The 26,989-nt window shown below is 40.9% G+C and carries 27 protein-coding genes; 2 read left to right on the plus strand and 25 right to left on the minus strand.

Annotated elements, in window-relative coordinates:
- Nucleotides 1–313: 313 nt before the first annotated feature.
- The 14 genes from spo0A to accB form a co-directional block, all read right to left on the minus strand.
- On the minus strand, nucleotides 314–1,108 hold the full coding sequence (gene spo0A, locus JOC77_RS12875; RefSeq protein ID WP_204543949.1) for a sporulation transcription factor Spo0A: 795 nt from the start codon (nucleotides 1,106–1,108) through the stop codon (nucleotides 314–316).
- Between the two features lie 229 nt (nucleotides 1,109–1,337).
- Entirely contained in the window at nucleotides 1,338–2,636 is a 1,299-nt protein-coding gene (gene spoIVB, locus JOC77_RS12880; RefSeq protein WP_204543950.1) for a SpoIVB peptidase, read from the minus strand.
- Nucleotides 2,637–2,799: 163 nt separating this feature from the next.
- Nucleotides 2,800–4,506, minus strand: a complete 1,707-nt coding sequence (gene recN / locus JOC77_RS12885) for a DNA repair protein RecN (protein ID WP_204543951.1) — start codon at nucleotides 4,504–4,506, stop codon at nucleotides 2,800–2,802.
- An 18-nt stretch (nucleotides 4,507–4,524) separates the two neighbouring features.
- A complete protein-coding gene (gene ahrC, locus JOC77_RS12890; RefSeq protein WP_204543952.1) occupies nucleotides 4,525–4,974 on the minus strand; it encodes a transcriptional regulator AhrC/ArgR in 450 nt (149 codons plus the stop codon).
- A 171-nt stretch (nucleotides 4,975–5,145) separates the two neighbouring features.
- Complete coding sequence (locus tag JOC77_RS12895; RefSeq protein ID WP_204543953.1) at nucleotides 5,146–5,991, minus strand: TlyA family RNA methyltransferase; 846 nt, start codon at nucleotides 5,989–5,991, stop codon at nucleotides 5,146–5,148.
- A 3-nt stretch (nucleotides 5,992–5,994) separates the two neighbouring features.
- A complete protein-coding gene (gene dxs / locus JOC77_RS12900; protein WP_204543954.1) occupies nucleotides 5,995–7,887 on the minus strand; it encodes a 1-deoxy-D-xylulose-5-phosphate synthase in 1,893 nt (630 codons plus the stop codon).
- Nucleotides 7,888–8,147: 260 nt separating this feature from the next.
- Nucleotides 8,148–9,041 carry a farnesyl diphosphate synthase gene (locus JOC77_RS12905; protein WP_204543955.1) on the minus strand — a complete coding sequence of 298 codons (894 nt, stop codon included), beginning with the start codon at nucleotides 9,039–9,041 and terminating at the stop codon, nucleotides 8,148–8,150.
- Between the two features lie 2 nt (nucleotides 9,042–9,043).
- Nucleotides 9,044–9,274, minus strand: a complete 231-nt coding sequence (gene xseB, locus JOC77_RS12910) for an exodeoxyribonuclease VII small subunit (protein ID WP_204543956.1) — start codon at nucleotides 9,272–9,274, stop codon at nucleotides 9,044–9,046.
- Nucleotides 9,267–10,622: an exodeoxyribonuclease VII large subunit gene (xseA, locus tag JOC77_RS12915; protein WP_204543957.1), complete on the minus strand. Its 1,356-nt coding sequence runs from the start codon at nucleotides 10,620–10,622 to the stop codon at nucleotides 9,267–9,269. Before xseA ends, xseB begins: the two co-directional genes overlap by 8 nt.
- A gap of 130 nt (nucleotides 10,623–10,752) precedes the next feature.
- Complete coding sequence (folD, locus tag JOC77_RS12920; protein ID WP_204543958.1) at nucleotides 10,753–11,613, minus strand: bifunctional methylenetetrahydrofolate dehydrogenase/methenyltetrahydrofolate cyclohydrolase FolD; 861 nt, start codon at nucleotides 11,611–11,613, stop codon at nucleotides 10,753–10,755.
- Between the two features lie 39 nt (nucleotides 11,614–11,652).
- Nucleotides 11,653–12,045, minus strand: coding sequence for a transcription antitermination factor NusB (gene nusB, locus JOC77_RS12925; RefSeq protein ID WP_204543959.1), 393 nt, complete (start codon nucleotides 12,043–12,045; stop codon nucleotides 11,653–11,655).
- A 248-nt stretch (nucleotides 12,046–12,293) separates the two neighbouring features.
- A complete protein-coding gene (locus JOC77_RS12930) occupies nucleotides 12,294–12,704 on the minus strand; it encodes an Asp23/Gls24 family envelope stress response protein (protein ID WP_204544024.1) in 411 nt (136 codons plus the stop codon).
- Between the two features lie 23 nt (nucleotides 12,705–12,727).
- Nucleotides 12,728–14,080, minus strand: coding sequence for an acetyl-CoA carboxylase biotin carboxylase subunit (gene accC, locus JOC77_RS12935; protein ID WP_204543960.1), 1,353 nt, complete (start codon nucleotides 14,078–14,080; stop codon nucleotides 12,728–12,730).
- Between the two features lie 14 nt (nucleotides 14,081–14,094).
- Nucleotides 14,095–14,583 carry an acetyl-CoA carboxylase biotin carboxyl carrier protein gene (gene accB, locus JOC77_RS12940; protein ID WP_204543961.1) on the minus strand — a complete coding sequence of 163 codons (489 nt, stop codon included), beginning with the start codon at nucleotides 14,581–14,583 and terminating at the stop codon, nucleotides 14,095–14,097.
- Nucleotides 14,584–14,908: 325 nt separating this feature from the next.
- Here accB and JOC77_RS12945 point away from each other — a divergent pair, with 325 nt between their 5' ends.
- Nucleotides 14,909–16,390 (plus strand): methyl-accepting chemotaxis protein, encoded by a 1,482-nt coding sequence (locus tag JOC77_RS12945; RefSeq protein WP_204543962.1) that lies wholly within the window; start codon nucleotides 14,909–14,911, stop codon nucleotides 16,388–16,390.
- A gap of 1,484 nt (nucleotides 16,391–17,874) precedes the next feature.
- Here JOC77_RS12945 and JOC77_RS12950 read toward each other — a convergent pair.
- From JOC77_RS12950 to aroQ, 11 genes are all read right to left on the minus strand, one after another.
- A complete protein-coding gene (locus JOC77_RS12950; protein WP_204543963.1) occupies nucleotides 17,875–18,441 on the minus strand; it encodes a SpoIIIAH-like family protein in 567 nt (188 codons plus the stop codon).
- Between the two features lie 63 nt (nucleotides 18,442–18,504).
- Nucleotides 18,505–19,155: a stage III sporulation protein AG gene (gene spoIIIAG / locus JOC77_RS12955; protein ID WP_204543964.1), complete on the minus strand. Its 651-nt coding sequence runs from the start codon at nucleotides 19,153–19,155 to the stop codon at nucleotides 18,505–18,507.
- Nucleotides 19,145–19,762, minus strand: coding sequence for a stage III sporulation protein AF (gene spoIIIAF / locus JOC77_RS12960; protein WP_204543965.1), 618 nt, complete (start codon nucleotides 19,760–19,762; stop codon nucleotides 19,145–19,147). The genes spoIIIAG and spoIIIAF overlap by 11 nt, the downstream gene beginning before the upstream one ends.
- 7 nt (nucleotides 19,763–19,769) lie before the next feature.
- Complete coding sequence (gene spoIIIAE / locus JOC77_RS12965) at nucleotides 19,770–20,957, minus strand: stage III sporulation protein AE (RefSeq protein ID WP_204543966.1); 1,188 nt, start codon at nucleotides 20,955–20,957, stop codon at nucleotides 19,770–19,772.
- 28 nt (nucleotides 20,958–20,985) lie between these two features.
- A complete protein-coding gene (gene spoIIIAD, locus JOC77_RS12970) occupies nucleotides 20,986–21,381 on the minus strand; it encodes a stage III sporulation protein AD (RefSeq protein WP_204544025.1) in 396 nt (131 codons plus the stop codon).
- Nucleotides 21,382–21,388: 7 nt separating this feature from the next.
- Nucleotides 21,389–21,595, minus strand: coding sequence for a stage III sporulation protein AC (gene spoIIIAC, locus JOC77_RS12975; protein WP_101643394.1), 207 nt, complete (start codon nucleotides 21,593–21,595; stop codon nucleotides 21,389–21,391).
- Nucleotides 21,596–21,617: 22 nt separating this feature from the next.
- Entirely contained in the window at nucleotides 21,618–22,133 is a 516-nt protein-coding gene (gene spoIIIAB, locus JOC77_RS12980; RefSeq protein ID WP_204543967.1) for a stage III sporulation protein SpoIIIAB, read from the minus strand.
- Nucleotides 22,126–23,055: a stage III sporulation protein AA gene (gene spoIIIAA, locus JOC77_RS12985; RefSeq protein ID WP_204543968.1), complete on the minus strand. Its 930-nt coding sequence runs from the start codon at nucleotides 23,053–23,055 to the stop codon at nucleotides 22,126–22,128. Before spoIIIAA ends, spoIIIAB begins: the two co-directional genes overlap by 8 nt.
- A gap of 563 nt (nucleotides 23,056–23,618) precedes the next feature.
- The gene (efp, locus tag JOC77_RS12990) at nucleotides 23,619–24,176 is read right to left on the minus strand and encodes an elongation factor P (RefSeq protein WP_204543969.1); all 558 of its coding nucleotides are present in this window, start codon (nucleotides 24,174–24,176) and stop codon (nucleotides 23,619–23,621) included.
- Between the two features lie 19 nt (nucleotides 24,177–24,195).
- Nucleotides 24,196–25,257, minus strand: a complete 1,062-nt coding sequence (locus JOC77_RS12995) for a M24 family metallopeptidase (RefSeq protein ID WP_204543970.1) — start codon at nucleotides 25,255–25,257, stop codon at nucleotides 24,196–24,198.
- On the minus strand, nucleotides 25,258–25,704 hold the full coding sequence (gene aroQ / locus JOC77_RS13000) for a type II 3-dehydroquinate dehydratase (RefSeq protein ID WP_204543971.1): 447 nt from the start codon (nucleotides 25,702–25,704) through the stop codon (nucleotides 25,258–25,260).
- Nucleotides 25,705–26,017: 313 nt separating this feature from the next.
- On the opposite strand from aroQ, the gene JOC77_RS13005 reads away from it, so the two are divergent.
- Entirely contained in the window at nucleotides 26,018–26,959 is a 942-nt protein-coding gene (locus JOC77_RS13005; protein ID WP_204543972.1) for a DUF1385 domain-containing protein, read from the plus strand.
- Nucleotides 26,960–26,989: the final 30 nt, after the last annotated feature.

Consider the following 26,989-nt stretch of genomic DNA (forward strand, 5'->3'; position numbering starts at 1 on the left):
CAATCCTGACAGACGGTCTAATACGCATATTCAATAAATATTCAATCCCCTCGAAATTTTCTTAGCCAGCTAAAACGAATAGAATTGTCATTCTACTTTTCACGTTTATATTATCTTCTGGAATGAATATGTATCTTCCTGCTTCAATCGTTCATTTAGATTTCGGATTTGCAGTTCCCATTTGTTTATAGACAGGTTCTAAACTCTTTATTTTCATACAAAAAAGCCTATGAACAAAGAATTCATAGGGCATACGCTGATTTATTTGTGAATTGAAACACTATTTATTACTAAATCGCTGCTCCTAACCCTTTCAAGAAGCTTTGTGCTCCAGGCGAAGTTTATCAGCTACCATCGCGATAAATTCAGAATTAGTAGGCTTTGCTTTTGTCATGCTGACCGTATAGCCAAATAAAGACGAGATAGAATCAATATTGCCTCTGCTCCATGCTACTTCAATCGCATGCCGGATGGCTCTTTCTACCCGGCTCGCTGTTGTATTATATTTCTTGGCAATATCAGGGTAAAGGACTTTTGTAATCGAACCAAGAAGTTCAATGTCATTGTAAACCATAGAGATTGCTTCACGAAGATATAAATATCCTTTAATATGTGCAGGTACACCTATTTCATGAATTATACTGGTAATACTGGCATCTAGGTTTTTAGGCTTTGATTCCACAGAAGAAGATTTATATGCGAAGGAAGAAGACTTTTTCATGAATGAATTGCTTTTTCCGCTGATCTGGCGGATATTATTGGTCAGATTCTCCATATCGAACGGCTTTAGGATAAAGTATGAAGCCCCAAGTTCAACGGCCTTCTTTGTAACATCTTCCTGTCCAAAGGCTGTAAGCATAATAACGTGAGGCAGAGAATTTTTCTTAATGTCACGGATTCTTTCTAATACGCCCAGACCGTCCAGGTGCGGCATAATTATATCAAGGATCAAGACATCAGGATCAACCTGGCCCAGCATTTGCAGGCACTCCTGCCCATTATGAGCGATTCCCGCTACTTCCATATCTTCTTGAGACGAAATATATTCTTCAAGGAGCCCGACTAATTCCCTGTTATCATCCACAATACAAACTTTAATTTTCTTCAACCTAGGTTTCCTCCTCTAATGAGTCCTTCATTTGTCTATTTTCTATTCTAAATTAAGTTTTCGACAATGCAACTCAAAATCCTTTTAAATTTTAAAAAAAGAGAAAAAAATAGTCTTTATCTTTCTTTTTCTCTTGTTTTCTCCTGTTTTCGACTGAATTCGATTTATTATTCTGGATCTGTCGAATTTTCTTTAAAGCAAAAAAAAAGAAGCAGGCGTTTTTGCCTGCTTAGCTTGCTTTACGAGCTGAATGCTCTTTATCATATATATTAATTCCTGCCTCGTTTAACATCCATTCAATATGGACGCCATACCCGCTGGTTGGATCGTTAACAAAAACATGTGTGACAGCTCCGATTAATTTTCCGTTCTGGATGATGGGACTTCCGCTCATTCCCTGCACTATCCCGCCCGTCTTATTCAAAAGCTCCCGGTCCGTTACTTTGATAACCATTCCTTTTGTTGCCGGAAATTTTTGTGGAATAGTGCTGACAATCTCAATATCATACTTCTCTACTTTATCGCCGTCTACAACGGTTAAAATTTGTGCCGGTCCTTCCTTCACTTCATGAGACAAAGTGATCGGAATTGCTTTATCCATAATATTATTATCGATCCCAGAATCAAGTTTCCCAAATATGCCGAAGGAGCTATTCTTATTAATACTGCCGATAATTTTGTGATCTGAAGAAAAACGCGCAAGCTTTTCCCCTGGATCCCCATGGCTTCCTTTTTCAATGGAAGTGACAGTAGACCTTACAATCTGCCCATCTTTTACAACGATTGGCTTCTTTGTATCCATATCGGAAATCACATGGCCCAGCGCACCGTATTTTTTTGACTTCGGCTCAAAAAAAGTCATGGTTCCAATTCCTGCAGCTGAGTCTCTAATGTATAAGCCCAATTTATATATATCTTCCTGCTGGTCCTTCAATGGCATTAAGTTTGCTTTCACCTTTTTACTTTCACGGAAAATGCTTAGCTTTAAAGGCTTATGCTGTTCGCCTGCAGCCTGTACCAGTGGAGCAACATCTTCCATTTTCCTGATGTTTTTTCCGTTAATTTCGGTAATAATATCTCCAATATGAACCCCGGCTGTTTCACCCGGAGATTTTTTTCCTGAAGCAGTTGAAACTAAGTGATGGCCCACAACCAGGACGCCTAGTGTATTAAGCTTTACCCCTATGGATTGTCCGCCTGGTATCACTTTAAAGTCTTTAAGTACTTCTATATCGACTTTTTTAATCGGAAAGCCTGCAAAGTCGAGAAGAAGCTCATTAGTACCAGGTTTTTCGGCACCGAGTGTTAATAAATTACTGCTATCATGAACGCTTACGTTTCCTTGAGCAACGGAAGCAGAAACTGATAAAGATTTAGGTATTTTATAATCCTGACCCTCAAAAAGAACAATCTTGTCAGGAATGGTTAAATAACCTTTTAATGACTGGCTGAAACCTAGTAGTAAAAGTGAAACAAGGAGAAGACCGCCAATAATCTTTTTTATCCAAGCTAATTTCAATCTTTTCACTCTCCTCGCTTCTAGTCCACACTCACTTTTATGGCTACAATTTTAATTTAGCCTTTCAGGCGGTCATTTATAACCCAGACCAAAAATAAAAGCTATCCGTTTATGGATAGCTTTACAATGAATAAACCTTTTTGCACTGAATCGGTCTAGCCGAGGGCACTAATCAGGCACTCTTTATCTGATTCGCCAAATGAATCAGCTCTTTGGCATGTTCTTTTGTTAATTCTGTTATTTCGACTCCAGAAATCATTCTGCCAATTTCTTTAATCTTGTCTTCCTCACTCAGAGGGTGGACTTTAGTTTTCGTCCGGCCATTAACGGTTTGTTTAGAGATAAACAAATGAGTATCTGCCATGGCTGCCACTTGAGGCAGATGCGAAATACAAAGAACCTGGGAACCCACGGAAACTTTGTATATCTTTTCAGCCATCGATTGAGCAACCCGTCCGCTGACTCCTGTATCTACTTCATCAAAAATGATGGAGGTAATCCCTTGATGCTCAGAGAAAATATTTTTCAGAGCAAGAATAATTCTTGAAAGCTCTCCCCCTGAAGCAATCTTGTTTAACGGCTTTAAGGGTTCACCCGGATTCGTTGAAATAAAAAATTCAACAACATCCAGACCGCTTCGGTGGATTTTTTCTGTCAAGTCTCCATGCTCAACTGCCGTCTGATGGAAATGCACCTCGAACACAGTCTTCTCCATATAAAGGTCTTTGAGTTCCTTATGAATCTGTGCAGTAAGTTTCTTCGCATACTTTTGTCTGAGCATCGATAAATTCTTCGCTTCGAGGACTAGGTCCTTGCGGATCGAAGATAGTTCTTTTTCAATTTTCGCAATATGAGTTTCCCTATTCAGGAGGGTTTCAATTTCCTCTTCAATGGCAGCCGCATATTCTAAAATATCCTGAACCGTTTTACCGTATTTTCTTTTCAGCCCATTGATTTCATTCAGTCTTCCCTCAATAAAATCCAGTCTTACGGGATCAAATTCAAGAGAGTCAAGCTGATTTCGTATAGACGAAACAGCATCTTCCAGTATATAGAAGCTGTTGGCTACATGTTCTTGAATGCTTGAAAGTGCCGGATCGAGGGCTGCCGCTTCTTCCAGCTGGTTCATGGCAAGTCCTATCCAGTCGAGCCCCTTTTGCTCCCCGCCAAGCGAATGATAGGACGATTGCAGTGCTTCGTGTATCCGTTCAAAGTTGGATATTCTTTGCTTTTCCTCAGATAATTCTTCGTATTCATTCAGCTTTAACTCAGCTCTGCTGATTTCGTCAAATTGAAATTGTATTAAATCAAGACGATGAGCCATCTTTTGTTCATCCTGACTTAAGCTTTTGAGCTGTTTAGCCGCAGTTTCATATCTCTTATACAGCAGCTGGTACTCCCCAAGAGCCTTGGAAATCTGTTCGCCGCCAAAATGGTCTAACAGCGGTAAATGAAGATCTGCATCCATTAGTTCCTGATGTTCATGCTGACTATGAATATCGACGAGAGTACTGCCGATTTCCCTTAGAACAGCTATAGTAACGAGCTTGCCATTAACGCGGCATACACTTTTACCTGAATGGGAAATATCACGCCTTAGCACGGCCATTCCATCACTCACATCAATACCAAATTCAGCAGCCTTAGCCACGATAGCATGGTTACTTTCTATTTGAAATAAACCCTCGAGTTCTGCCTTGTCTTCTCCGTGCCTGACAAATTCGGAAGAACCGCGGCCTCCTATTAATAGGTTAATCGCATCAATAATGATCGACTTTCCGGCACCTGTTTCGCCTGTTAATACAGTTAAGCCCTTTTCAAATGAAACGGTAAGGGCTTCAATTATGGCGAAATTTTTAATTGATAATTCAGCTAGCAATTTTCGCACCTCACCTTTTTAGAGCATATCCAGGAAACGATCCCTAATGGTTTCGGTATCCTCAGGGGTACGGCATATAATGAGACAAGTGTCATCTCCGCAAATCGTACCCATGATTTCTTCCCAATCCAAATTATCCATTAGAGCTCCAATAGCCTGTGCATTGCCAGGCAGTGTTTTCATCACCAATAGATGACTTGCAGAGTCAATCCTGACAAAGGCGTCCATTAAATTCCGTTTTAACTTTTGCAGAGGATTAAATCTCTGGTCAGCTGGAAGGCTGTATTTATACCGGCCGTCCATCAGCGGAACTTTTACAAGATGAAGCTCTTTGATGTCTCTTGAGACTGTGGCCTGGGTTACGTTATAACCCGCGCTTTTTAATTCGTCTACTAAATCATCCTGTGTTTCTATATCGTTATTAGCAATAATTTCTCTGATCTTAATATGGCGTTGCCCTTTATTCATTTAATGTGAGCACCTCTCAAAAATTCACTTATCTATTTGTTATGTTAGCGTTTTTTGTCTAAAATGTACAATCTTTCTGTGAAGATTCCACCCATTCTCTTCTTCCGTACAAAAAACGGCAGCCGACAGGCAAAACCCCTTACTTAAAATTGATAGTAAGGGGTCTCTAGTCTACGCCTGCTTATTTTCTTTTTGTTCTTTAAAAACTTGATGTGCGCTTTCTACCACAGAATCTAATGAAATGTCCGGGGATATGTTTCCCTTTTCTTTCATCCCTTCCCAGCGAAGGTGCAGTAAAAACTCAATATTTCCGTCTCCGCCGGTAATTGGAGAAAATGATGCTCCAGCCACATCATATCCTTCAGAAAGTGAGAAATCGGCTATTTTCGCAAAAACCTCTTTGTGCACCTTGCTGTCTCTAACTATCCCCTTTTTCCCCACCTGGTCCCTGCCAGCCTCAAACTGCGGCTTTACAAGGGCGACTATGTCGCTTCCAGGTTTCAATAGAGTTTTCAGCACAGGGAGGATCAGGGAAAGCGAAATAAAAGAAACATCAATGGAAGCTAGGTTTGGAGCTTCCTCTTTCAGATCATCTGGTGTTACATAGCGGAAGTTTGTTCGCTCCATAACTATAACCCGCGGGTCCTGCCGCAGCTTCCATGCAAGCTGATTGTACCCTACATCCAGTGCATAAGAAAGCTTAGCTCCGTTCTGGAGAGCACAGTCCGTAAATCCCCCGGTAGAGGACCCAATATCCAGCAGCACTTTTCCTTCTACATCTATGCTGAAAACTTTTAACGCCTTTTCAAGCTTAAGTCCGCCGCGGGAAACATATGGCATGACTTTCCCTTTAATTGTTAGAGGAGAATCCGCAGGTATCTTCTCCCCAGGCTTATCCAGGCGCTGTTCGTTCGTGTAAACCAACCCGGCCATAATTGATCTTTTGGCTTTTTCACGAGTTTCTGCAAGTCCTCTTTCTACAAGTAATACATCAAGTCTTTCTTTTTTTATCTTCATTGCTTAAGCCCTTTTTTGTTTTTTCATTGAGATAGATTTTAACTTTTTAACCGCATCATCTACTGTAAAATGAATTTCTTCCAAAAGTTTATCCACTTCACCGTGTTCAATGAATTGGTCCGGTATGCCCATTCGGTCTATAACGGCTGAGCTAAAGCCGCGCTCCTGTGCAAATTCCAGGACAGCTGAGCCAAATCCGCCTTGAAGCACTGCTTCTTCTATCGTTAACACAGGCATCTTTGCCCTGAAGATTTCAGAGAGCATATCTTCATCCAATGGCTTTATAAAACGGGCATTTACTACCTTAATAGAATACCCTTGCTTTTCTAGAATATCAGCGGCCTTCATGGCCATTCCTATTGTCGTTCCAAACGTTAAAATACATGCATCTGAACCTTGTTTCAGCACTTCCCATGTACCAATAGGTATAGACTTCAATTCATCGTCAAGCGGCACTCCTATTCCATTCCCTCTCGCAAAACGCATCGCAATCGGACCGTCATTATATGTCAAAGAGGTATAAACCATATGCTGGCCTTCATTTTCATCCTTTGGCATCATAAGAACCAAGTTAGGCATATGGCGAAGAAAAGCAATATCAAAAACTCCCTGATGCGTTTCTCCGTCAGCTCCAACCAGTCCTGAACGGTCTATTCCTATAAACACATTAAGATTCTGCCTGCATACATCATGCAGCATTTGATCATAGGCTCTTTGAAGGAATGTAGAGTATATTGCAAGAAACGGCTTCATGTTTTCAGCAGCCAGGCCGGCTGAAACTGTAACAGCATGCTGTTCAGCTATGCCTACATCAAACATACGATCAGGAAACTCTTTTGCAAACCCTTCAAGCTTAGAACCAACAGGCATCGCAGGTGTAACCGCAACGATGCGTTCATCCTCACGAGCCATTCTGCGGACGGTCTCGCTGACAAGAGAACTCCAGGAAGGTGCAGCCGTAGCAGGTTTTACAAAGGCACCTGTTTCAATCTTATAAGGGCCAGTCCCATGCCAGGTGCCGATTTTATCACTTTCCGCCGGGTGGTAGCCCTTTCCTTTTTTCGTAATCACATGCAAGAGTACAGGGCCGCTTGTCTTTTTAGCATATCGAAGCTGTTCAATTAAAGCTTCATAATCATGCCCATCTACCGGCCCAAGATATGTAAAGCCAAGCTCCTCAAAAAACATGCCTGACACAAGCAGATATTTCACTGTATCTTTTATGCGCTCAGCAGTAGCTGCCAATTTACCTCCGACAGCGGGGATCTTCTTCAGCAGCATTTCAAGCTCATCTTTTGCCCAATTGTATTTCCCAGCCGTTCTCAGCCTGCCAAGCACGTTGTGTAGAGCCCCTACATTTGGAGCTATGGACATTTCATTATCATTTAGAATGACAATCATATCTTTTTTCTCTGAACCAATATGGTTGAGTGCCTCAAGTGCCATTCCTCCAGTTAAGGCACCATCACCGATAACCGGAAGGATATAATTTTTTTCTTTCTTCAAATCCCGGGCAATAGCCATACCCATAGCTGCTGACAAGGATGTCGAGCTGTGTCCGGTTTCCCATACGTCATGTTCGCTTTCTGAGCGCTTTGGAAATCCGCAAAGACCTTTATGTTTTCTTAATGTATCAAATTCGCACGCACGTCCGGTAAGTATTTTATGGACATATGACTGATGTCCCACATCCCAGATAAATTTATCCTGAGGACTGTTGAATTCCTTATGGAGAGCAATGGTCAGTTCTACTACTCCAAGGTTCGGGCCGATATGGCCGCCTGTTATTGAAAGTTTTTCAATTAGGAAATCTCTAATTTCCTGGCTTAATATCTCTAGCTCGCTAATATCCATTTTTTTTAAAAATGAAGGGTCCTTTATAGTTAGAAGATCCAAACAGGATCACTCACTTTCATTTCGGTTTCTTTCCACCTGTTATTTGTGTACTTTCCTAATTATAAACAACTGCTATATTTACTCAAGCGATTTCTAGGATGTGCAGCAGGGGACGGTTTATAAATGGAAAAAAAGCCGCTAACACGTAAGTGATAACGGCAGCGTTCTGTATCAGGCAGTTTTCATTATTTTTCCACAAAGTTTGGAATTTAATATAATTATTATTATAGCATACTGACTATATCACTACAAATTAAGGGTTAATGGTCTCTTTTCGCTATGAGATCAGTAAGCTGCAATAACATTTCAATATCCAAGTTTGTCTTTTCTAATGATTGCTTCGCAAGCTGTATGTGTTCGTGGAGCTTTCCTTTCGCCCCATCTAGAGTGAGAAGGGCGGGGTAGGTATTTTTCTGGTTATCAATATCACTGCCGACCGGCTTCCCTATCTTTTCCTGCATCCCTTCGATATCTAAAATATCATCCTGGATTTGGAACGCTAAACCGATATGATAGGAAAAATCACGAAGAAGCCCTTGCGTATATGAATCACTATCCGCTAACAATGCAGCCATCATAACACTGCAGGTTAACAGCTTCCCGGTTTTATTCTTATGGATATACTCCAGTTCTTTTAAATCCAGGACTTTCCCCTCAGCTTCAATATCTGCCGTCTGTCCGCCTACCATTCCTTCTGCTCCAGCAGATACCGCAAGCTCTCTGATTAAAGAGAGTTTAATTTCAGCCGATGCTTCTTCTATCTTTAACTGAGTCAGTACCTCGAAGGCGAAAGTTAAAAGAGCATCACCTGCGAGAATAGCAGCCGCCTCTCCATATACTTTATGGTTTGTAGGCTTTCCTCTTCTTAGGTCGTCATTATCCATACTTGGCAGGTCATCATGAATTAAGGAATACGTATGGATCATCTCAATAGCTGCAGCCGGCTTTAAGCCCACCTTAGGATCCAGCCCAAACGCATGTAAAACGGTAAAAATAAGCAGCGGCCTGATTCTTTTTCCACCTGCATTTAATGAATAGATCATAGCCTCTTTTAGTACATCTGGGGCTGTAAGCTGCTCAACCAGTGATACTGCTTCAGCCTCCACTAATTTCTTATACTTCAAACTGAAATCTTCCAGCAGGGAGGAACTCACAACTATTCCTCCTCTGCTGTAAAATCGTTCAGCTTTCCATCTTCACGAAGGATTTGAGTAAGCTGCTCTTCAACAGATTTCAATTTCTTATGGCACACTCGGGACAAATCCATTCCTTCTTTGTAAATAGCTATTGCTTTTTCAAGAGGAGCTTCGCCATCTTCCAGAAGTTCTACAATGTTTTCCAGTTTTTCCATTGCTTCTTCAAAACTTAATTCTTTTTCTTCACTCATCTATCGGTCTCTCCTTTTTATCTTCTACCAAACAGGATAGTTCTCCATCCTTCATCCTTACCAGAATTTTATCTCCTGGCTGAATGCCTCCTGAGTTTTTTATCAGCTCATCATTATCGGTATACACCAGGCTATATCCTTTGTCCATTATTTTTAAAGGACTTCGCGCATCAAGCGTGGAGGCAGCATGAAGGAAACTTTGGAGCTTTGATTTATAAATCCCTTCCATCATCCGCTTAAGCAGCCTGGATTGGAGTTCTAATTTTGAATGGGCTGCATGAAGCAGCTCTTCCGGGTCCCTTTTTCTCAGGGCTGCCGACAACCTCTGCACTGTTTCTTTTTTTCTGACAAAATATTTATCGAAACCTTTATTAAAACGATCCATTGTTCTATCCAGCTGTTCAAGTTTCTGCTCATACAGCCTCTGGGGATAGCGGAAAGCATAGGACTTCTCCAGATTCAGAAGCCGGCTTTGTTCAGTGGAAAGTCTCTTTTGAAGCTCCCTGGTCATTCGATTTTTCCGGCTCAGCAGCCTTTCCAAAATGTCATTGATGTGGGGAACGGCAAGTTCGGCCGCTCCAGTAGGAGTCGGAGCCCTCAAATCAGCGACAAAATCAGAAATTGTAAAATCAGTTTCATGCCCCACCGCAGAAATAATCGGGATTTTTGAAGAAAAGACGGCTCTTGCAACTTTCTCCTCATTGAAAGCCCAAAGCTCTTCAATAGACCCGCCGCCTCTCCCAATAATGAGGACATCTGCTTCATTTCGGCTGTTAGCTGTTTCAATCGCCCTTACAACAGACTGAGGTGCCTGGGTTCCCTGAACAAGAGCGGGATAAATCATAATGTTCGCAATCGGGTATCTTCTTCGCAGTGTGGTAATGATATCCCGTATGGCAGCTCCAGTAGGAGATGTAATCACTCCAACCGTCTTCGGATAAACAGGAATCGCTTTTTTATATTTATTTAGAAAAAGGCCTTCTTGTTCCAGCTTAGTTTTAAGCTGTTCGTACGCTAAATATAATTCGCCTATTCCATCAGGGGCCATTTCTTTAACATAAATTTGATATTGCCCGCTTGGCTCATAAACGGTTATGTCGCCCTTGATCAGTACATGCATGCCGTTTTCAGGGCTAAACTTCATGCCTGAACTATATGTTTGGAACATAACGGCCAATATTCGTGCCTTTTCATCTTTTAACGTAAAATACATATGGCCGCTGGAATGCTGTTTTAAATTTGATATTTCTCCTTTTATAAACATATTTTGCAAATGGGGATCTGCATCAAATTTTCGTTTTATATATTTTGTAAGTGCATGAATGGTTAAATAGATAGGCTGATTCATTTTATAACTCCTTTAAAAAAAGCCTGAAACAGGATTTAAAGAACCTGCTATCCCGCCTCAATAGAAAAGCTGTCTATTTGTTATTATAAAACAAGCAGACAGCTTCGTTTAGTATTTTAGCCAATTAAGGCTATAAATTATTTTTATTCATCAATTTTAGAGATTTTACCGTATTATATAATAGCATCGTAATCGTCATTGGACCTACTCCGCCCGGTACGGGGGTTATGTATGATGCTTTTTCCTTCACTTCATCAAAGGCTACATCTCCGCACAATCTGCCTTCACTATTTCTGTTCATGGCAACATCGATCACCACAGCACCTTCTTTAACGTGCTCAGGCCTGATTAAATCCTGCCTGCCAGCTGCTGCGATCAATATATCGGCCTGTTTTGTATGAAATGCCAGATCAGCTGTCTTAGAATGACAATATGTAACAGTTGCATTTAAATTCAGGAACAACTGTCCCACTGGCTTTCCGACAATATTGCTTCTGCCGACCACCACAACGTGTTTTCCTTCTGGATTAATATTGGTCGATTCTACCATTTTAATGATTCCATAGGGTGTACACGGGTAAAAAGTATCCTGTCCTGTCATCAGTCTGCCTATACTTACTGGGTGAAAACCATCAACATCTTTCTCAGGTGATATGGTTTCAATAATTTCCGTTTCATTTATATGATGTGGAAGGGGAAGCTGAACCAATATTCCATGAATATCAGTGTCTTCGTTTAGTGTATTGATTTTCTCAATAAGGCTGTCTTGACTGACGGTTTCTGGAAGTTCAATTAATACCGAATGAATTCCCAGCTCCTTACAGGCTTTTTCCTTCATAGTAACATACGTTCTAGATGCCTGGTTATTCCCCACTAATATTACAGCTAATCCTGGAGTCAATTTCTGTTCTTTTAGGCTTTCCACTTCAGCTCTAATGTTCTTTCGAATGTTAGCAGCTATTTCTTTCCCGTTAATAATAGAAGCAGTCATTTTCCCTTCCCCTTCCGATTGTCTCTGTATGTTTTACTATTACTCGCTTAGATCGTCTTTTACTTTTGATAATACGGCATTTACAAATTTCGGAGACTGGTCATCTCCAAAGGTCTTCGCAATCTCAATGGCTTCGTCCAGGATTACGTTAACAGGAACGTCTTTAGACGACGTCATTTCAAAAACAGCAAGCCTCAGCAGATTTCTGTCGATAGCAGCAAGACGCTCAAGTTTCCAATTCTCAAGATGTGATGAAATGGTATGATCAATGCTTTCCATATTACCGGTGGTACCTGTAACTAGAAAATCAAAATATTCGTCCTTTTCCATTCCATCCAAAACATTTTCCATACTTTCCTGTATATCTGCCTTGCCGATTTCTATTTGAAAAAGTGCCTGTAAAGCCTTTTCTCTCGCGGTTCTTCTTTTCATCATTTTACTCCTTTACTGTTTCAATCAATTTATAAAAATAATAGCATAAACGAACATTTCGCGGTAGGGTACATTGAAATATTAAGAAAAATTACTTTTTTTACTGCTATTATAACTTGTGAATAATAGTATTTTGCACTATTTTCTAGTTTCCAAAACCCATTAAGGATTTCAAAGTTTTTTCGCAGGGATCTTATTTATAAGATTAGCTCATATAAAAGAAAAAAACCAAAGACATGTGCCTTTGGTTACATTTCTTGTTCAAACTCTGCTTCAGGCTTTTGATTTTCAAATTGAATGCCGACTATATGGACATTCACTTCGTCTGGTTCAAGCGCCGTCATATTTATAAGTGCCTGCCTTATATTATCTTGGACTTCACCGGCTACTTTTGGAATGGAAACACCGAATTTCATTGTACAGTAGATGTCGAGTTTAATTCCATCTTCTGAAAGATCTACTCTTACACCCTTGCCATGATTCTTTTTCCCAAGCTTTTCAACCACACCGGAAGCAAAATTCCCGCGCATGTTTGCAACGCCTTCCACTTCATGTGCGGCAATTCCTGCAATTACTTCAATTACTTCGGGTGCGATTTCCACCTTGCCTAATCCTTTATTATTGTGACTCATCTCAAGAGTTGATTGATTTTCGCTCATCATGAGCACCTCCTGTTTCTTCATTATGAGTTCATTACATCGTACATTTCAAGAAATTTTGTGTTAAAATTCCCCTCCACAAATTTTTCATGCTGAAGAAGTTTCAAATGGAATGGGATTGTAGAATGAATTCCTTCAATAACAAATTCATTTAAGGCTCGTTTCATTCTATCTATTGCCTCTTCCCTTGTATCACCATATGTAATCACCTTTGCTATCATGGAGTCATAATAAGGCGGTATAGTATAGCCGGGATAAGCAGCAGAGTCGATCCTAACGCCAAACCCGCCTGGCGGAAGATACATTTGAATCTTTCCGGCTGATGGCATAAAGTTCTTATCAGGATTTTCAGCATTTATGCGGCATTCGATTGCCCAGCCTTTAAAAATCACTTCATCCTGAGTAAGGGAAAGTTTTTCCCCGGAAGCAACCTTTATCTGCTCTTTTATTAAATCAACTCCTGTAACCATTTCAGTAACAGGATGTTCTACCTGTATCCTTGTATTCATCTCCATAAAGTAAAATTTACGGTCTTTATAATCAAAGATAAATTCAACTGTCCCAGCGCCTGTATAATTTACAGCCTGCGCAGCTTTTACAGCAGCATCGCCCATTTCAGAACGGATTTCCCCATCCAGAGCAGGTGAAGGAGTCTCCTCAAGCAGCTTCTGCATTCTGCGCTGAATGGTGCAGTCCCGCTCCCCAAGGTGGATGACGCTGCCATGGCTGTCAGCCATAACCTGGATTTCTACATGACGGAAATCTTCAATAAACTTTTCAAGATAAACTCCTGGGTTACCGAATGCCGTCATAGCTTCCTGCTGTGTAACCTGTATTCCTTTTATCAATTCTTCCTTGGTACGGGCGATCCTGATTCCTTTCCCGCCGCCTCCTGCTGTTGCTTTGATAATAACAGGAAAGCCGATCTTTTCTGCTATTACAAGACCTTCTTCTGCATCCTTAATGATTCCCTGTGACCCAGGAACAATCGGAACACCAGCAGCTTTCATCGTTTCCCTGGCAACATCCTTCGTCCCCATTTTGGAAATAGCTTCCGGTGACGGTCCGACAAAGGTTATGCTGCATTCACGGCATAGTTCGGCAAAGGCAGAATTTTCTGCTAGGAACCCATATCCTGGATGTATAGCATCTGCACCGGTGAGGGTGGCGGTCGATATGATATTGGCAAAATTTAAATAGCTGTCTTTGGAGGCTGTAGGCCCGATGCAATAGGCTTCATCAGCAAGCTGCACATGAAGAGCTTCTCTATCTCCTTCAGAATATACAGCAACCGTCTCAATGCCTAGTTCTTTACAGGCACGTATAACGCGTACGGCTATTTCTCCGCGGTTAGCGACCAAAAGCTTTTTTATCATGGTTAAAACGCTCCTTATTCAGGCTTTACTAAAAATAATGGCTGCCCGTATTCTACCAGCTGGCCGTCTTTCACTAAAATTTCTACGATTTCTCCGTCAACTTCAGCCTCAATTTCATTGAAAAGCTTCATAGCTTCCACTATACAGACAACGCTGTTCTTTGAAACCTTTGATCCTGCTTTTACGTATGCATCCGTTTCCGGTGATGGTGATTGATAAAATGTTCCCACCATTGGAGATGTAATCTTATGTAAATTTTCAGCTGTTTCCGTTTTCTTTTCTTCTGCCGGCTTTTCAGCTGCTGCTGGCTGCGGAATTGGTGCTGCTTGAACTTCTTCTTGTCTTAAAGCTTCTTTGGGAATAACTTGCTGAACAGTAATGCCCTCAGGCTGAAGACTATTTTTTTTCATTTTTATCTTAGTGCCATTCATTTCATATTCAAATTCATCAAGTGTAGATTGATCAACCAGTTTAATAAGTTCACGAATTTCCTGTACCTTCAAAACTTCGCACCCCTTGTCCTTTTTGCTAATAGTATCATATTTCACCGCTTGTTGTGTTTGGCTGTCAAAGAAAATCAGGCAGAACGATATTTAACCGTAAATGGAAGCCTTGATTATGACTAGCTACTAATATCATACGATAATACCTTGTACAAATTCAATAAAAGAACTTTAAATGTGTCCGGAGCCGTCCAGGCGGTCCTTAAAACCTATCGCTCGACAAATAAATTGTTTTTTCAAAAAAATCTTCCAAAATCATATTGTAAATATTTTCTATATCTTTACAATTAGAACTATATACCTGACGAAAGTAGGAGACTATCGTATGAGTTTAATTGAACAGCTTATGCAGGAGGATCTAGAAAGAAAAAACAGCATTGTTGTAAAAGCCACCTTAGTTTCGGTCATACTTGCTGCATGTGTCGACTTTGTCATGAAGAAAGATCTTGCTTTAGTTTTGTCGATCCTTATTGGCGGGGGCATTGGCTGGGGAGTTCTTGCCTTTCTTCATTATGTTAGAAAGTCCCTTGCTTTTATACCTTATCTCGCCTGCATTCTTGTTTCTGCGGTTTTATTTATCATCATGGAAACCAGTATTTCACCGTCGGCTTTATTTTTAGTTTATTTTATACTAGCCACCGCTGCGATTTATATGAACGGCCCGGTTCTATGGCTTAGCAGTGCGTTAGGCTTACTAATCATTTCGGCCTATATCATGCTTCATCATCATGTTCTTCCCTTTGAATTAAAAAATTATGTGACCATCTATCTATTACATATACTTGTCACTATTCTTTTAACCTTTCAGCTTAAGCTTTCCAAACAGCTTACGCAGCAGATGTACAAGCTCCAGAGGGAAACGCAGGACATGATAGCGGTTGATCATAAGCGGAAGGCAGCTCTTGAGGATAATACAACTATCATCTCAAACATGATCAGCTCCGTGAACGATAGAAGCAAGGAAAATTACCAGGGTGCATTAGAAATGTCTCATTCTATTGCAGAACTTTCAGCAGGTGTTCAGGTTCAGGCCGATTCAGCATCCACTATTTCTTACTCTCTAGAAAATACAACGAATATGGTAACTGAAATCTCGCGCCTATCAACTCACCTGCTAGATGATGCCGTCCAGGCTCAATCCGCATCTGAGCGCGGGAACGGCTTGTTAACTCAGCTGGAGAAAGAAATATCAGCGTTTTCATCAGAAATGACAGCTATTACAAACAAAATGTATTCACTATCTGTGGATGTTGAAGAAGCAGTTGATTTTGTAAAGGTCATACAGGGTATTGCCGAACAAACCAATCTGCTTGCCTTAAATGCATCCATTGAAGCTGCACGTGCAGGGGAAAGCGGCCGGGGCTTTGCAGTTGTGGCACAGGAGGTCAGGAAATTGGCTGATCTTACAAGCCAGACCGCCATGCAAATATCCGTTAACCTTGGAAAAGTAAAAAAAGAAACAGAAGAAACCAACTCTTCCATATCATCTGCAGCAGAAAATATGAAAGCAAACCTAACCCTATCGAGAGATTCAAAAAATGCTTTCCTGGCGATATTTGAAATTATCAATGTTCTAAAAGATAAACTCACTTCTTACCACCAGCATATACAATCTATAGAAACTTCATCGAGACAAATTGAAACATCAATCAATGATTTCAGCTCAGTTGTTCAAGAAGCAAGTGCAAGCCTTGAAGAATTAGCTGCAACCGTTCATTCACAAACCGATCAACACTCTCACCTCGTTCACTCTCTGCAAGAAGCAGATACGTCGATGAACCGGCTGGTGCAGCTTTACCGCGAGTAGGCTGATAAAATGAAACCCGGATTCCATGGCGAATTCGGGTTTTTAGTTTTTATTAGATTTCGCAGGAAGGAATACAGCCGGAAAAACATTTTTTTGGATGGCCTCTTCTCTATGGATATTTGAGGCGGTGGTAGTGTATATATATACACGCAGGTCCTAAATCTTGTTTTCGCCAGCCGGTATCTCAGCGTAAAGCAGTAGTTGAGCAGCGGCAAAGCCATAAATACACTTATATTTGAAAAATTCCTCTTAAAAGTTCCAACCCCCCCTTAAATCTGAAAAAACACTCTTAAATTTATATTTTGCCTCTTAAAGTTTCCCACACTCAGGTAAAGACTTTCATTCACCCCTCATTATCCATAGAAAAAGGTAGTTTTTTGGAATATCCTTTTACAAAAAATTCATTTTATTAAAAAGCACCAAATTTCCAGCCGATTTTTTATAAAAAATTACAAAAAGCTACGCTATTGGGTAAGCCTTATTTATAGATATTTTTTAGAAATGCACCGTTCTCTGCTTTTCTATCTGTCCAGCTCCGAACTGACACCTTCGGTCATAAGCTAAACGCCATCAAAAGGCAAGAGCGGCCTTTCGCTGCCACTTTTCTTATGCCTTTCAGGTGTCTGCTTTTCATTAGTTTGTGAATAAATAAAATAGGCTAAGCAATGAGCCTCGCCTTTTAGATATATATCCTTTGGAAAAGCACCGTTCTCTGCTTTTCTTTGTCCAGCTCCGAACTGACACCTTCGGTCATAAGCTAAACGCCATCAAAAGGCAAGAGCGGCCTTTCGCTGCCACTTTTCTTATGCCTTTCAGGTGTCTGCTTTTCATTAGTTTGTGAATAAATAAAATAGGCTAAGCAATGAGCCTCGCCTTTTAGATATATATCCTTTGGAAAAGCACCGTTCTCTGCTTTTCTTTGTCCAGCTTCAAGCTGCGGCGCTCGAGTCATAAGCCGATCAGTGCATGAGAAGGAAGATCGCTTCTCACGGCCTGCCTGTCTTATGCTGGTCGGATGGCTGCCTTTTACTAGTATGTGAAAAAAATTAAGAAAGCCAAGCTACACGAATAGCTTTCTTAATATATAGTTTTAGAAATGCACCGTTCTCTGCTTTTCATTAGTATGTGCATAAATAAAATAGGCTAAGCAATGAGCCTAGCCTTTGTGATATATATCTTATGGAAAAGCAAAGTTCTGCGCTTTTCTATTTGTCCAGCTCCAAGCTGCGGCCCTCGAGTCATAAGCCGATCAGTCCATGAGTAGAAGATCGCTTCTCACGGCCTGCCCGTCTTATGCTGGTCGGGCCGCTCCTTCGCTATCGCTCCGGACCGCTTTCCGCTTTTCTATTTGTCCAGCTCCAAGCTGCGGCCCTCGAGTCATAAGCCGCTCAGTCCATGAGTAGAAAAATCACTTCTCACGGCCTGCTCGTCTTATGCTGGTCGGGCCGCTCATTCGCTATCGCTCCGGACCGCTTTGCGCTTTTCTATTTCTCCGGTTGGAATTCTACGGCTACGTTTGTGCCTGTGCCTAGTTCTTTGCTGACGGTATTCATGATTTCGTTTGCTGCTGTGCTGGATTGTTTTTTGGATTTGACTAGTACATGTACTTCTTTTCCTTTAATTCTTACAAGTGCCCCATCATAATTCATAGAAACGATTAGAGATTCAAGCATGCCTTCTTTTACAGCCAAGTCATCGAGGCTGTTGATTTTTTCATATGCTGCATTCTTTTCTTCTGCTGAGATGTCCCCTGTCATAGCTACAGCCAGTTCTTCTTTTTGTTTGTTGCGTTCATCTTCAAGCTCCATACGCATGGCTTCGAAGACTTCGTCATTGGCAGGGGCTGTTACTGCTTTCCCGCTGTCAGCATTTTCTTTTTTAGTTGTATCAGATGATGTTGTTGTTTTGGCTGCAGGCTTTTCTTTCTTTTTCTCCTCGGTCACTGCCATATCTGAAGCGGGCTTTTGTGGTGTTGTAATGTAATAGACGGATAGTACTACAACAAGGCTTAGCATTGTTAATAACCATACAGTTTGCTTTTTTAATAACATGAATAATCCTCCTTAGAGTTTCTTATTTATATGAAATGCTTGAAAAGCACATTGATCGCTTGACTACTTCTTGGCCAATACAGAAACGCGGTGGCTGGATACATCCAATACTCTTGTCACTGCTTCACGAATCCATTTTTTCACTTGAATATTATCTGCACCTTTTGCGACAATCAGGACGCCTCTTATGGACGGCTTCTGGGTCTGGGTAACGAGAGGAACCTCAGATTCCCCATCGCGGGTAAAGACAAGCTGTTCATCAACAGAACTGTCTTCCACCTGGCGTTTGCCGCCATCTCTATCTTCTTCATTTGTCACCTGTTTACGTGTTACTTTGTTTTTCTCATACACTTTTTTTTCCGATGAATCTACATTAACCATGACTGTTACATCATCAATGCCAGCTACATCTTCCAATGCCTCTTTTAGGAGCGTTTCATATTGCCTTTCATAATCCGTAAACATCCTTTTTCCTGTGTCTTTTTTTAATCCAAATGCGGCTACATCTTCCTTAGACTGGCTGCTCCCAGCCTGTATTGTGTCTCCCATCGTTGTGGTGGTATTTGATTTGGTAAAAAAGCTGCTGGCTATCATAAACCCGACGCCTATTACTAGAACCGCTAGTACATATGCATGCTTGGAAGGCTTCCCGGGCCCTTTATCCTTCTTTAGAAGCTTAGCCAGCAGGGAAAAAGGACTTTTGTCATCTTTCACTATTAACTCCTCCTCCCTCTAGCTCAATAGAAAGAATTTCTTCTTCTATTGACCATTTTGCTGCAAGGAAATTCTTTATTTCTTTTGTTTCTGCGTATTGGCTGGGCCTCGGTGTGCTTGTGTCGATCTTAACTTGCGCTACGGTTTCCACTGAGCCTGTGTCGTCTGCAGGCTTCAATGTTAGATGAATACTTTTTATGTCTTTAGGAAATTCAGGCTGGTCCACTTGTTTAGCTTCTAGGTCCACTGTTTCTACATTCATCTGGTACTTATTCATCAGCTCCTCTTTTGCATCTGTTTTGAGTTGGACAGCCATCTGTTTTAAAATATATGCTTGCTGAGAGGCTTGTATTTCTTTTTTCTTATCATGAATTAAATTTTCTAGATTTTTTTGTTCCTGGGATGTATGAAGAGCTTTTGAAACCACCTGTTCAAAATCGGTAGAAAAAAGTTTTAAGATTGGAGAAAGGATAATTGCAATCAGCAGCAGGCCAATCACCATCTTTGCGTATTTTTGCATCGTTGAATTTGGCAGGAGCAAGTCAATGACCGTTGCTAATAAAATAAAAAGAATGATATTTGTGACCCAGGCTGTTAAATATTGCATAGTTTCCTCACCTCACCATCATAGTTACATTTCCTGCTGCAATGATCACAGTAACGCTCAGGAAAAACATAATGGATACAATGGCCAGTGCCGCGAAGATATACACCATGCTTTTGCTGATCACACTTAAACAGCTGATGACCGGCCCGCCGCCAAGAGGCTGAAGAATGGCCGCTGAAAGTTTGTACACAAAGGCCACAATTAATATCTTCAGAGCCGGGAAAATACAGATTAACAGCAGCACAACAACACCTGCTAGTCCAACTGTATTTTTTAAAAGAACCGAGGCACTCATGACTGTATCCGTGGCATCGGAAAACATCCGGCCTACTACGGGAATGAAATTACCTGTTATGAACTTTGCAGTGCGGATTGTAATGCCATCTGCGACCGCCGTTGAAGCGCCTTGAACTGAAATGACTCCCAGAAAAATTGTCATAAACGTTCCAATCAGCCATATGCTGCCATTTCGCAGGAGGGTTGCAAGCTGGGTCACTTTGTATTGTTCGGTTAACGTGCTGACGATGCTTAAGATAGCAGATAATAGGAGAAGCGGCAGTACGACATATTGAATGAGCAGGCCGCTCGTATTCATTAAAAAAACCAGTACCGGATGGAAGAAAGCCGCTGAGACTACTCCTCCGGAGGCTGCAATTAAGGCAAGGAGGAGCGGTATGAGGGCCATCAGAAAAGAGATCATCATCCCCACGGTTTCTTTCGTATACTGGATCGCCACATGAAAACTGTTCAGAGCTATGATAATTAAAACCATGAACACGATGGCATAGGCCACTTTGCTTACTGAGCTTTTTTCAAAGGCTGATTGAAGAGTCTGCAGAAACATGCTTAGAACAGTAAGAACAACAAGAGTGCCCAGGAGTTTCCCGTTCACCAGGAGCTCATGAAAAATGAACTTTGCTAAACCCTTCATCCATTCATTAAAAGAAAACTTTTTCTCCCCGCTCACGAAATCAAAAAAACTGCCTTTTTGGCTTTCAGGCAAAAATCCTCCATAATCGGTGATAACCTTGTCCCAAAACACCTTAAGATCATTGACTCCAAGGTTTTCGAGCTGCGAATTAACGATTTCTTCCTTACTAATTGTTTCTTCTTGGTTCGTTTCAGCAAAGGCTCGATGATCACTATAAAAGATAAATATTACTGCTAATAAGAAGAGAAGTGTGCACTGTTTCATGAATCATCCACCTCACCTGCTGCTATTGTCAGCTGGGAATTAGTTTTATAATGGTTTCAATAATGACAGTTAAAATAGGGATGGCCATGGCTAAAATTAGTATTTTTCCCCCAAGCTCAATTTTAGAAGCAATCGCCCCCTGGCCTGCATCCTTCGTAATCTGGGAAGCAAATTCTGCGATATAAGCAATGCCGATAATCTTTAAGATGGTTTCCAGGTACACCATATTTACATTGGCTTTCACGGCAATTCTCTCAATCATGTTAATGATTTGGGAGATTTGATCCAGCAGCATTAAAAAGATGGAACAGCCAACAAAAACCACTAATAGAAAGGCGAAGTTAGGTTTTTGTTCTTTTATAACTAATGCAAGAAAGGTAGCTATTAAGGAAATACCAACTATTTTAAGAATCTCAATAGCAATCTCCCCCTTATCCCTCAAATAAAAAAACAGACTTTATCTTCTGAAACAAATCATCCATAACGGACGCCACCATAAATAAAATAAAAATAAAGCCAACAAGGGTTACCCATTGTGCATATTCCTTTTTGCCCACCTGATCCAATACGGTATGAAGAAAAGCAACGATAATCCCAACTCCGGCTATTTTAAAGATCAAATCCACGTCTATTCCCATTATTTTTCTCTCCCTTATGGTTTTACAAGAGTAAGATAATCAGCAGCAATCCGGATAAAAAACCCAGACTTTTTATCATTTTTTCATATTTGGTCTGGCGGTCGAGCGCCTCTTTTTCTTCGCGTTCCAGATGGGTTAAGGTTAAAATGATTTGTTTCTGCTGGCTCATTCTGTCGTGCTTTCCGAGCGTTTCACCAAACTGGACAAGAATTTCATATTCTCCCTGCTTTAAGGAAAGCCACTTCCAGACCTCCTGTAAACTCGCCTCCCACGCCTCTCTTACGGTTGTTTCATTGTTTTCGATCTTACCGGCGAATGCTTCAAAGAACCAGGACAGCGGTTTTGGAAGCTGCTTTGAAAGTTTAATAGAAGCGTCCTTAAGAGGAGTTTGCCCGTACATAATTTCAGCCTCGAGCGCTTGAAGAGAGGATCTGAGCTGTCTTAACTGTCTCGGTCTTTCTGTAAACCCTCTCGATATTTCAAATCCAGACCAGGTAGTAGCTAACAATATAAAAGCGGCACCTATCACTTTAAGCATGGGCAGCCCCAGCCTCTAGGCGGATTTTTTTGCCGGCAGCATCACGAATCGTGGAGATCGTCCCCGGATTTGCGCCTCGTGTTATCTCAATGAATCGTTCAAAAATATGCTGATCCAGTATTTTTTGGATAATTGGCCTTTTATTGATTTCCTCGAGAGAATTTCCGTGGGTAGTGATAATCAGTTTAATCCCGGCATTTGCCGCTTCTAAAACCGCTTCAGTATCCTCTCTTCTTCCTATTTCATCAACAACCAGGACATCTGGAGACATAGACCGGATTAACATCATCATTCCTTCTGCTTTAGGACAGCTGTCAAGAATATCCACGCGGGGACCCAGCTCAAGCTGAGGGATTCCCCTGACACATCCCGCTATTTCAGATCGCTCGTCCACTATCCCGACTTTACGGGAAACGATGCCTTTTGAATCGATTCCAGTAGACACAATTCTTGCTATATCTCTTAGCAGAGTGGTTTTTCCGGTCTGAGGCGCTCCTATTAAAAGGGTATGCTTCCAATTTCCATCAAATAGGTAAGGAACCAGACTTTCTGCGGCTCCGATTTTCTGCCTGGCAATCCGGATATTGTAGGAAGAAATATCACGAATGGCTTTTACACTGCTATTCTCAAGGACTACCTTTCCAGCCAGACCCACCCTATGTCCGCCTTCAATTGTGACGTAACCCCGCCTGAGCTCTTCTTCAATCGTATATAAAGAAAATTGGCTTAAGGCATTCAAGAGCTGAAAAGAATCCTCATTGGAAACTAAGTAAGGTAAGAAGTAAGGCACTCCTCCAGCAATGACTTCGAGCGGCCTCGCAATTCGTATTCTAATCTCTTCCATGCTGTCTTGAAGTGCCGGCGGTAAAACTTTCAGCTGTTCCCCAATATTCCTTGGCAAAATTGATAAGACGGAATCCATTTTGACCCTCCTATTGCCATTTCTCATAGTTAATATGTATGCGGGCTTGTACACATTATTACTAGGTTTTATATTTAAGCTGGATTGTTATAAAAGAAGGAAAGAGGGCAGACGGAGATTTTGTTGCTTGAATATTTTTGGGGGTAACAGGTAGATTGTTATAGCAAAACATTCTTGTTTTCTGTGAATTTTGATGATGTTTTATAAATATGAGTTGTTTTTTGCTGAATCAGAAAGGTTTATGGAGGGAGCAATACTCATGCACTAGAAATTCGCCCTTCTGTGAGGATTTTATGCTTTTGTATCTGGATTTTATGCTTTTGATTCTGAAGTTTATGCTTATGTTTTAAACATGTATGCTCATGTTTTTCTTTTATATGCTTAATCTGCTGATTGTACGCTGAACTTTCGGGACTTGGGCTTTTCTTCCAGGGTTATGCTTCCTCCCTTGAGTTTAAGCCTGTCCCAAGAGTCCTGTTTAGCATAATAAACTTATGCTGCTGAATAGCATTCTATAACCCGCAAAAAAACAGCTCATTCAATGAATGAGCTGTTTCTGATGATTATCCGCGGGATACATAGCTGCCGTCGGTTGTATTGATAATTAGTTTGTCACCAATATTAACAAAGAATGGTACTTGAACGACTAATCCTGTTTCTACAGTTGCCGGTTTAGTTCCGCCAGATGCCGTATCGCCTTTGATTCCTGGTTCTGTGTCAGTTACTTCTAACGTTACCGTATTTGGAAGCTCAACACCAAGCGTTTCACTCTGGAATGTCATGATGTACACTTCCATATTCTCTTTAAGGAATTTAAGCTCGCGTTCAATCTGGTTTGCTGGAAGCTCGATTTGCTCGTAAGATTCATTATCCATGAATACGTGGCTGTCTCCCGATGCATATAGGTATTGCATTTTGCGGTTTTCAATATGGGCTTTGCTTACTTTTTCACCTGCACGGAATGTTTTTTCCTGGATAGCTCCTGTACGCAGGTTACGCAGCTTAGAACGAACAAACGCTGCACCTTTACCTGGTTTAACGTGCTGGAATTCGATAACTGTCCAAATTCCTCCGTCTACTTCAATCGTTAATCCTGTACGAAAATCATTTACTGAAATCATGTATGTACCTCCTAATAGTTTACAAAATAATAAGTTCTTTAGTTGAATGAGTCAGGGATTCATTTCCTTCAACCGTGATTAAGGCATCGTCTTCAATACGAACTCCGCCAAGGCCCGCTACATAAATGCCCGGCTCTACAGTGACAACCATGCCTGGTTCAAGAATGAGGTCCGATTTAACAGAAAGGGCTGGGCCTTCGTGTACTTCCAGACCAATTCCATGTCCGGTTGAGTGGCCAAAAAATTCGCCATATCCTTTTTCAGCAATCAGGTTTCTTGTGAGAGCATCTGCTTCTTTACCGGTCATCCCCGGCTTGATGCCAGCCATGCCTCTTAATTGAGCTTCCAGCACAATATTATAAATGTCCTTAAGCTCCTGAGCTGGTTCTCCAACCGCAATTGTACGCGTTATATCTGATACATACCCATTAAAGTATGCCCCATAATCCAAAGTAACAAAATCTCCTTTTTCAATTACTTTGCTGGTAGCCACACCATGAGGCAGCGCGGAACGGGCTCCGGAAGCAACTATAATATCAAATGAAGACGACGCTGCACCTTGCTTTCTCATGAAAAATTCAAGTTCATTGGAAACCTCCAGCTCGGTTAAGCCCGGCCGGATAAATTCTATAATATGTTTAAAAGCTAAATCTGCAATATTCGCTGCATCCTTTAATATCTTAATCTCAGATGGTGTCTTAATCAAGCGCAAATTTTCAACGACACCGCTTAATGGAACAAGCTCCCCGCCAAAGGCTTGTTTATATGTATGGTAGGCAGAGAAGGTAAGATGATCCTGTTCAAACCCGAGTTTCGTTATTCCCATTAGTTTGGCCTGGGCTGCTACTTCTTCAGGAATAACTCCTTTATGCTGGACAACCTCGTATCCTTGAGCCTGTTCTCCAGCCTGTTCAACATACCGGAAATCGGTTATAAATTTGGCTTCGGTTTTTGAAACAATCACAACTCCTGCAGAGCCAGTAAAATTAGTCATATATCTGCGGTTATATGTACTTGTAATAAGAATTCCATCTACTTCTTTTTTCTCTAATTCCCTGCGTATGCGGTCTAATTTTTCCAATTAGCTTCCTCCCCTGATTATATGTAACAGAGCCTTTAATGCTAGATTATAGCCTTGAATACCTAATCCTACTATTTGTCCGCATGTAACGGGAGCTGTGACAGAAACATGCCTAAATTCTTCCCTTGCATGGACATTTGTAATATGAACTTCGATAACGGGCTTCGTAATACCTGCGATGGCATCGCGGATGGCATAGCTGTAATGTGTATATGCGCCAGGATTGATTATTATCCCCTGTACATCTGTATCTTCAGCATTGTGAATGGCATCTATGATTGCTCCCTCGTAATTAGACTGAAAGCACACTGTTTCAGCATTATTCTCTAGAGCAAAAGCGTTGAAGCTCTCCTCAAGCTCGGATAATGATGTGTTTCCATACTTTTCTGGTTCCCGTTTACCAAGTCTGTTTAAATTAGGACCGTTGATTAGTAAAATCTTTTCCATCGCACTCTCCCTGGCTGGCCGTGGTCTTAGATTATTGGATATATCATCTTGATCTAATACAAACATTCTAACATAATTTAGAATTTTCTTACCATCCTAAATAACAGAGCACCACAAATCAGCATGTGGGTACTCTCCTTAGATAATAAAATAAATCATCTAGTGGTTTTAGCATTTTTTCTGTAAAATAGGATTATATCTTATTAGCTTTATAAAATATTCGTTAACCTGTATTTTATTGTTCGCATCAGGTAACTATTTATCCTTGATCCCAACTAAAGCTAAGGAAATTACAATACAGGCTGGTGGAAATATGTCAGGAAATCAAAAGCCCGTATACGGCGGGCAGGCAGTGATAGAAGGAGTCATGTTTGGCGGTAAACATTACACAGTAACTGCCATTCGAAGAAATGATTCTTCTATAGAATATTTTAAAGTTCCAAAGAAAACGAAGCCTTTTCTGGCCGCTCTTAAGAAGATCCCCTTTTTGAGAGGTATAGCAGCCATAATCGAAGCCAGCGGCATCGGCTCTAAACATTTAAATTATTCATCTGAACGTTTTGAACGCAATCCTGATGAAGATGATCAAATCAAAGAAGAAACGTCAAAGCTTGCTATGACTCTCGGAATAGCAGCAGTCGGAGTGATTTCCTTTTTATTTGGAAAGTTTATTTTTACTTTAGTTCCAGTCTTTTTAGCTGTTATGTTTAAGCCGATATTTGAAAGTGACTTCAGCCAGGTGCTGTTAGAAGGATTCTTCAAACTCATCCTTTTGCTGGGATATATATATGCTGTGTCATTAACTCCATTGATAAGAAGAGTGTTTCAGTATCACGGGGCTGAGCATAAAGTGATTAATGCCTTTGAGCAGAATAAAGAGCTTACTATTGAGAATGTGCAGGCAGCATCAAGACTCCATTATCGGTGTGGAAGCAGTTTTATCTTATTTACCGTGATAATTGGCGTTTTTGTTTATATGCTCGTGCCGACTACTCCTTTGTGGCTGAGAGTTGTAGACCGGCTCGCCCTGATTCCAGTTGTCTTAGGAATTTCATTTGAAGTTCTTCAAATCACAAATAAGGTAAGAGACATTCCGGTTTTAAAATACTTGGGATATCCTGGCCTTTGGCTTCAATTATTAACCACCAAAGAACCTACAGATGATCAGGTAGAGGTAGCCATTCATTCTTTTAATGAGTTACTGAAAATGGAAAAAGGAGCGGCAGAAGGTTTAACTTCAGAGGAGATTGTGTAAGAAATATATAAGAATATAATTTTTGCAAAC

The organism is Peribacillus deserti (assembly GCF_016909175.1).
Taxonomy (GTDB): Bacteria; Bacillota; Bacilli; order Bacillales; family DSM-1321; genus Paraperibacillus; species Paraperibacillus deserti.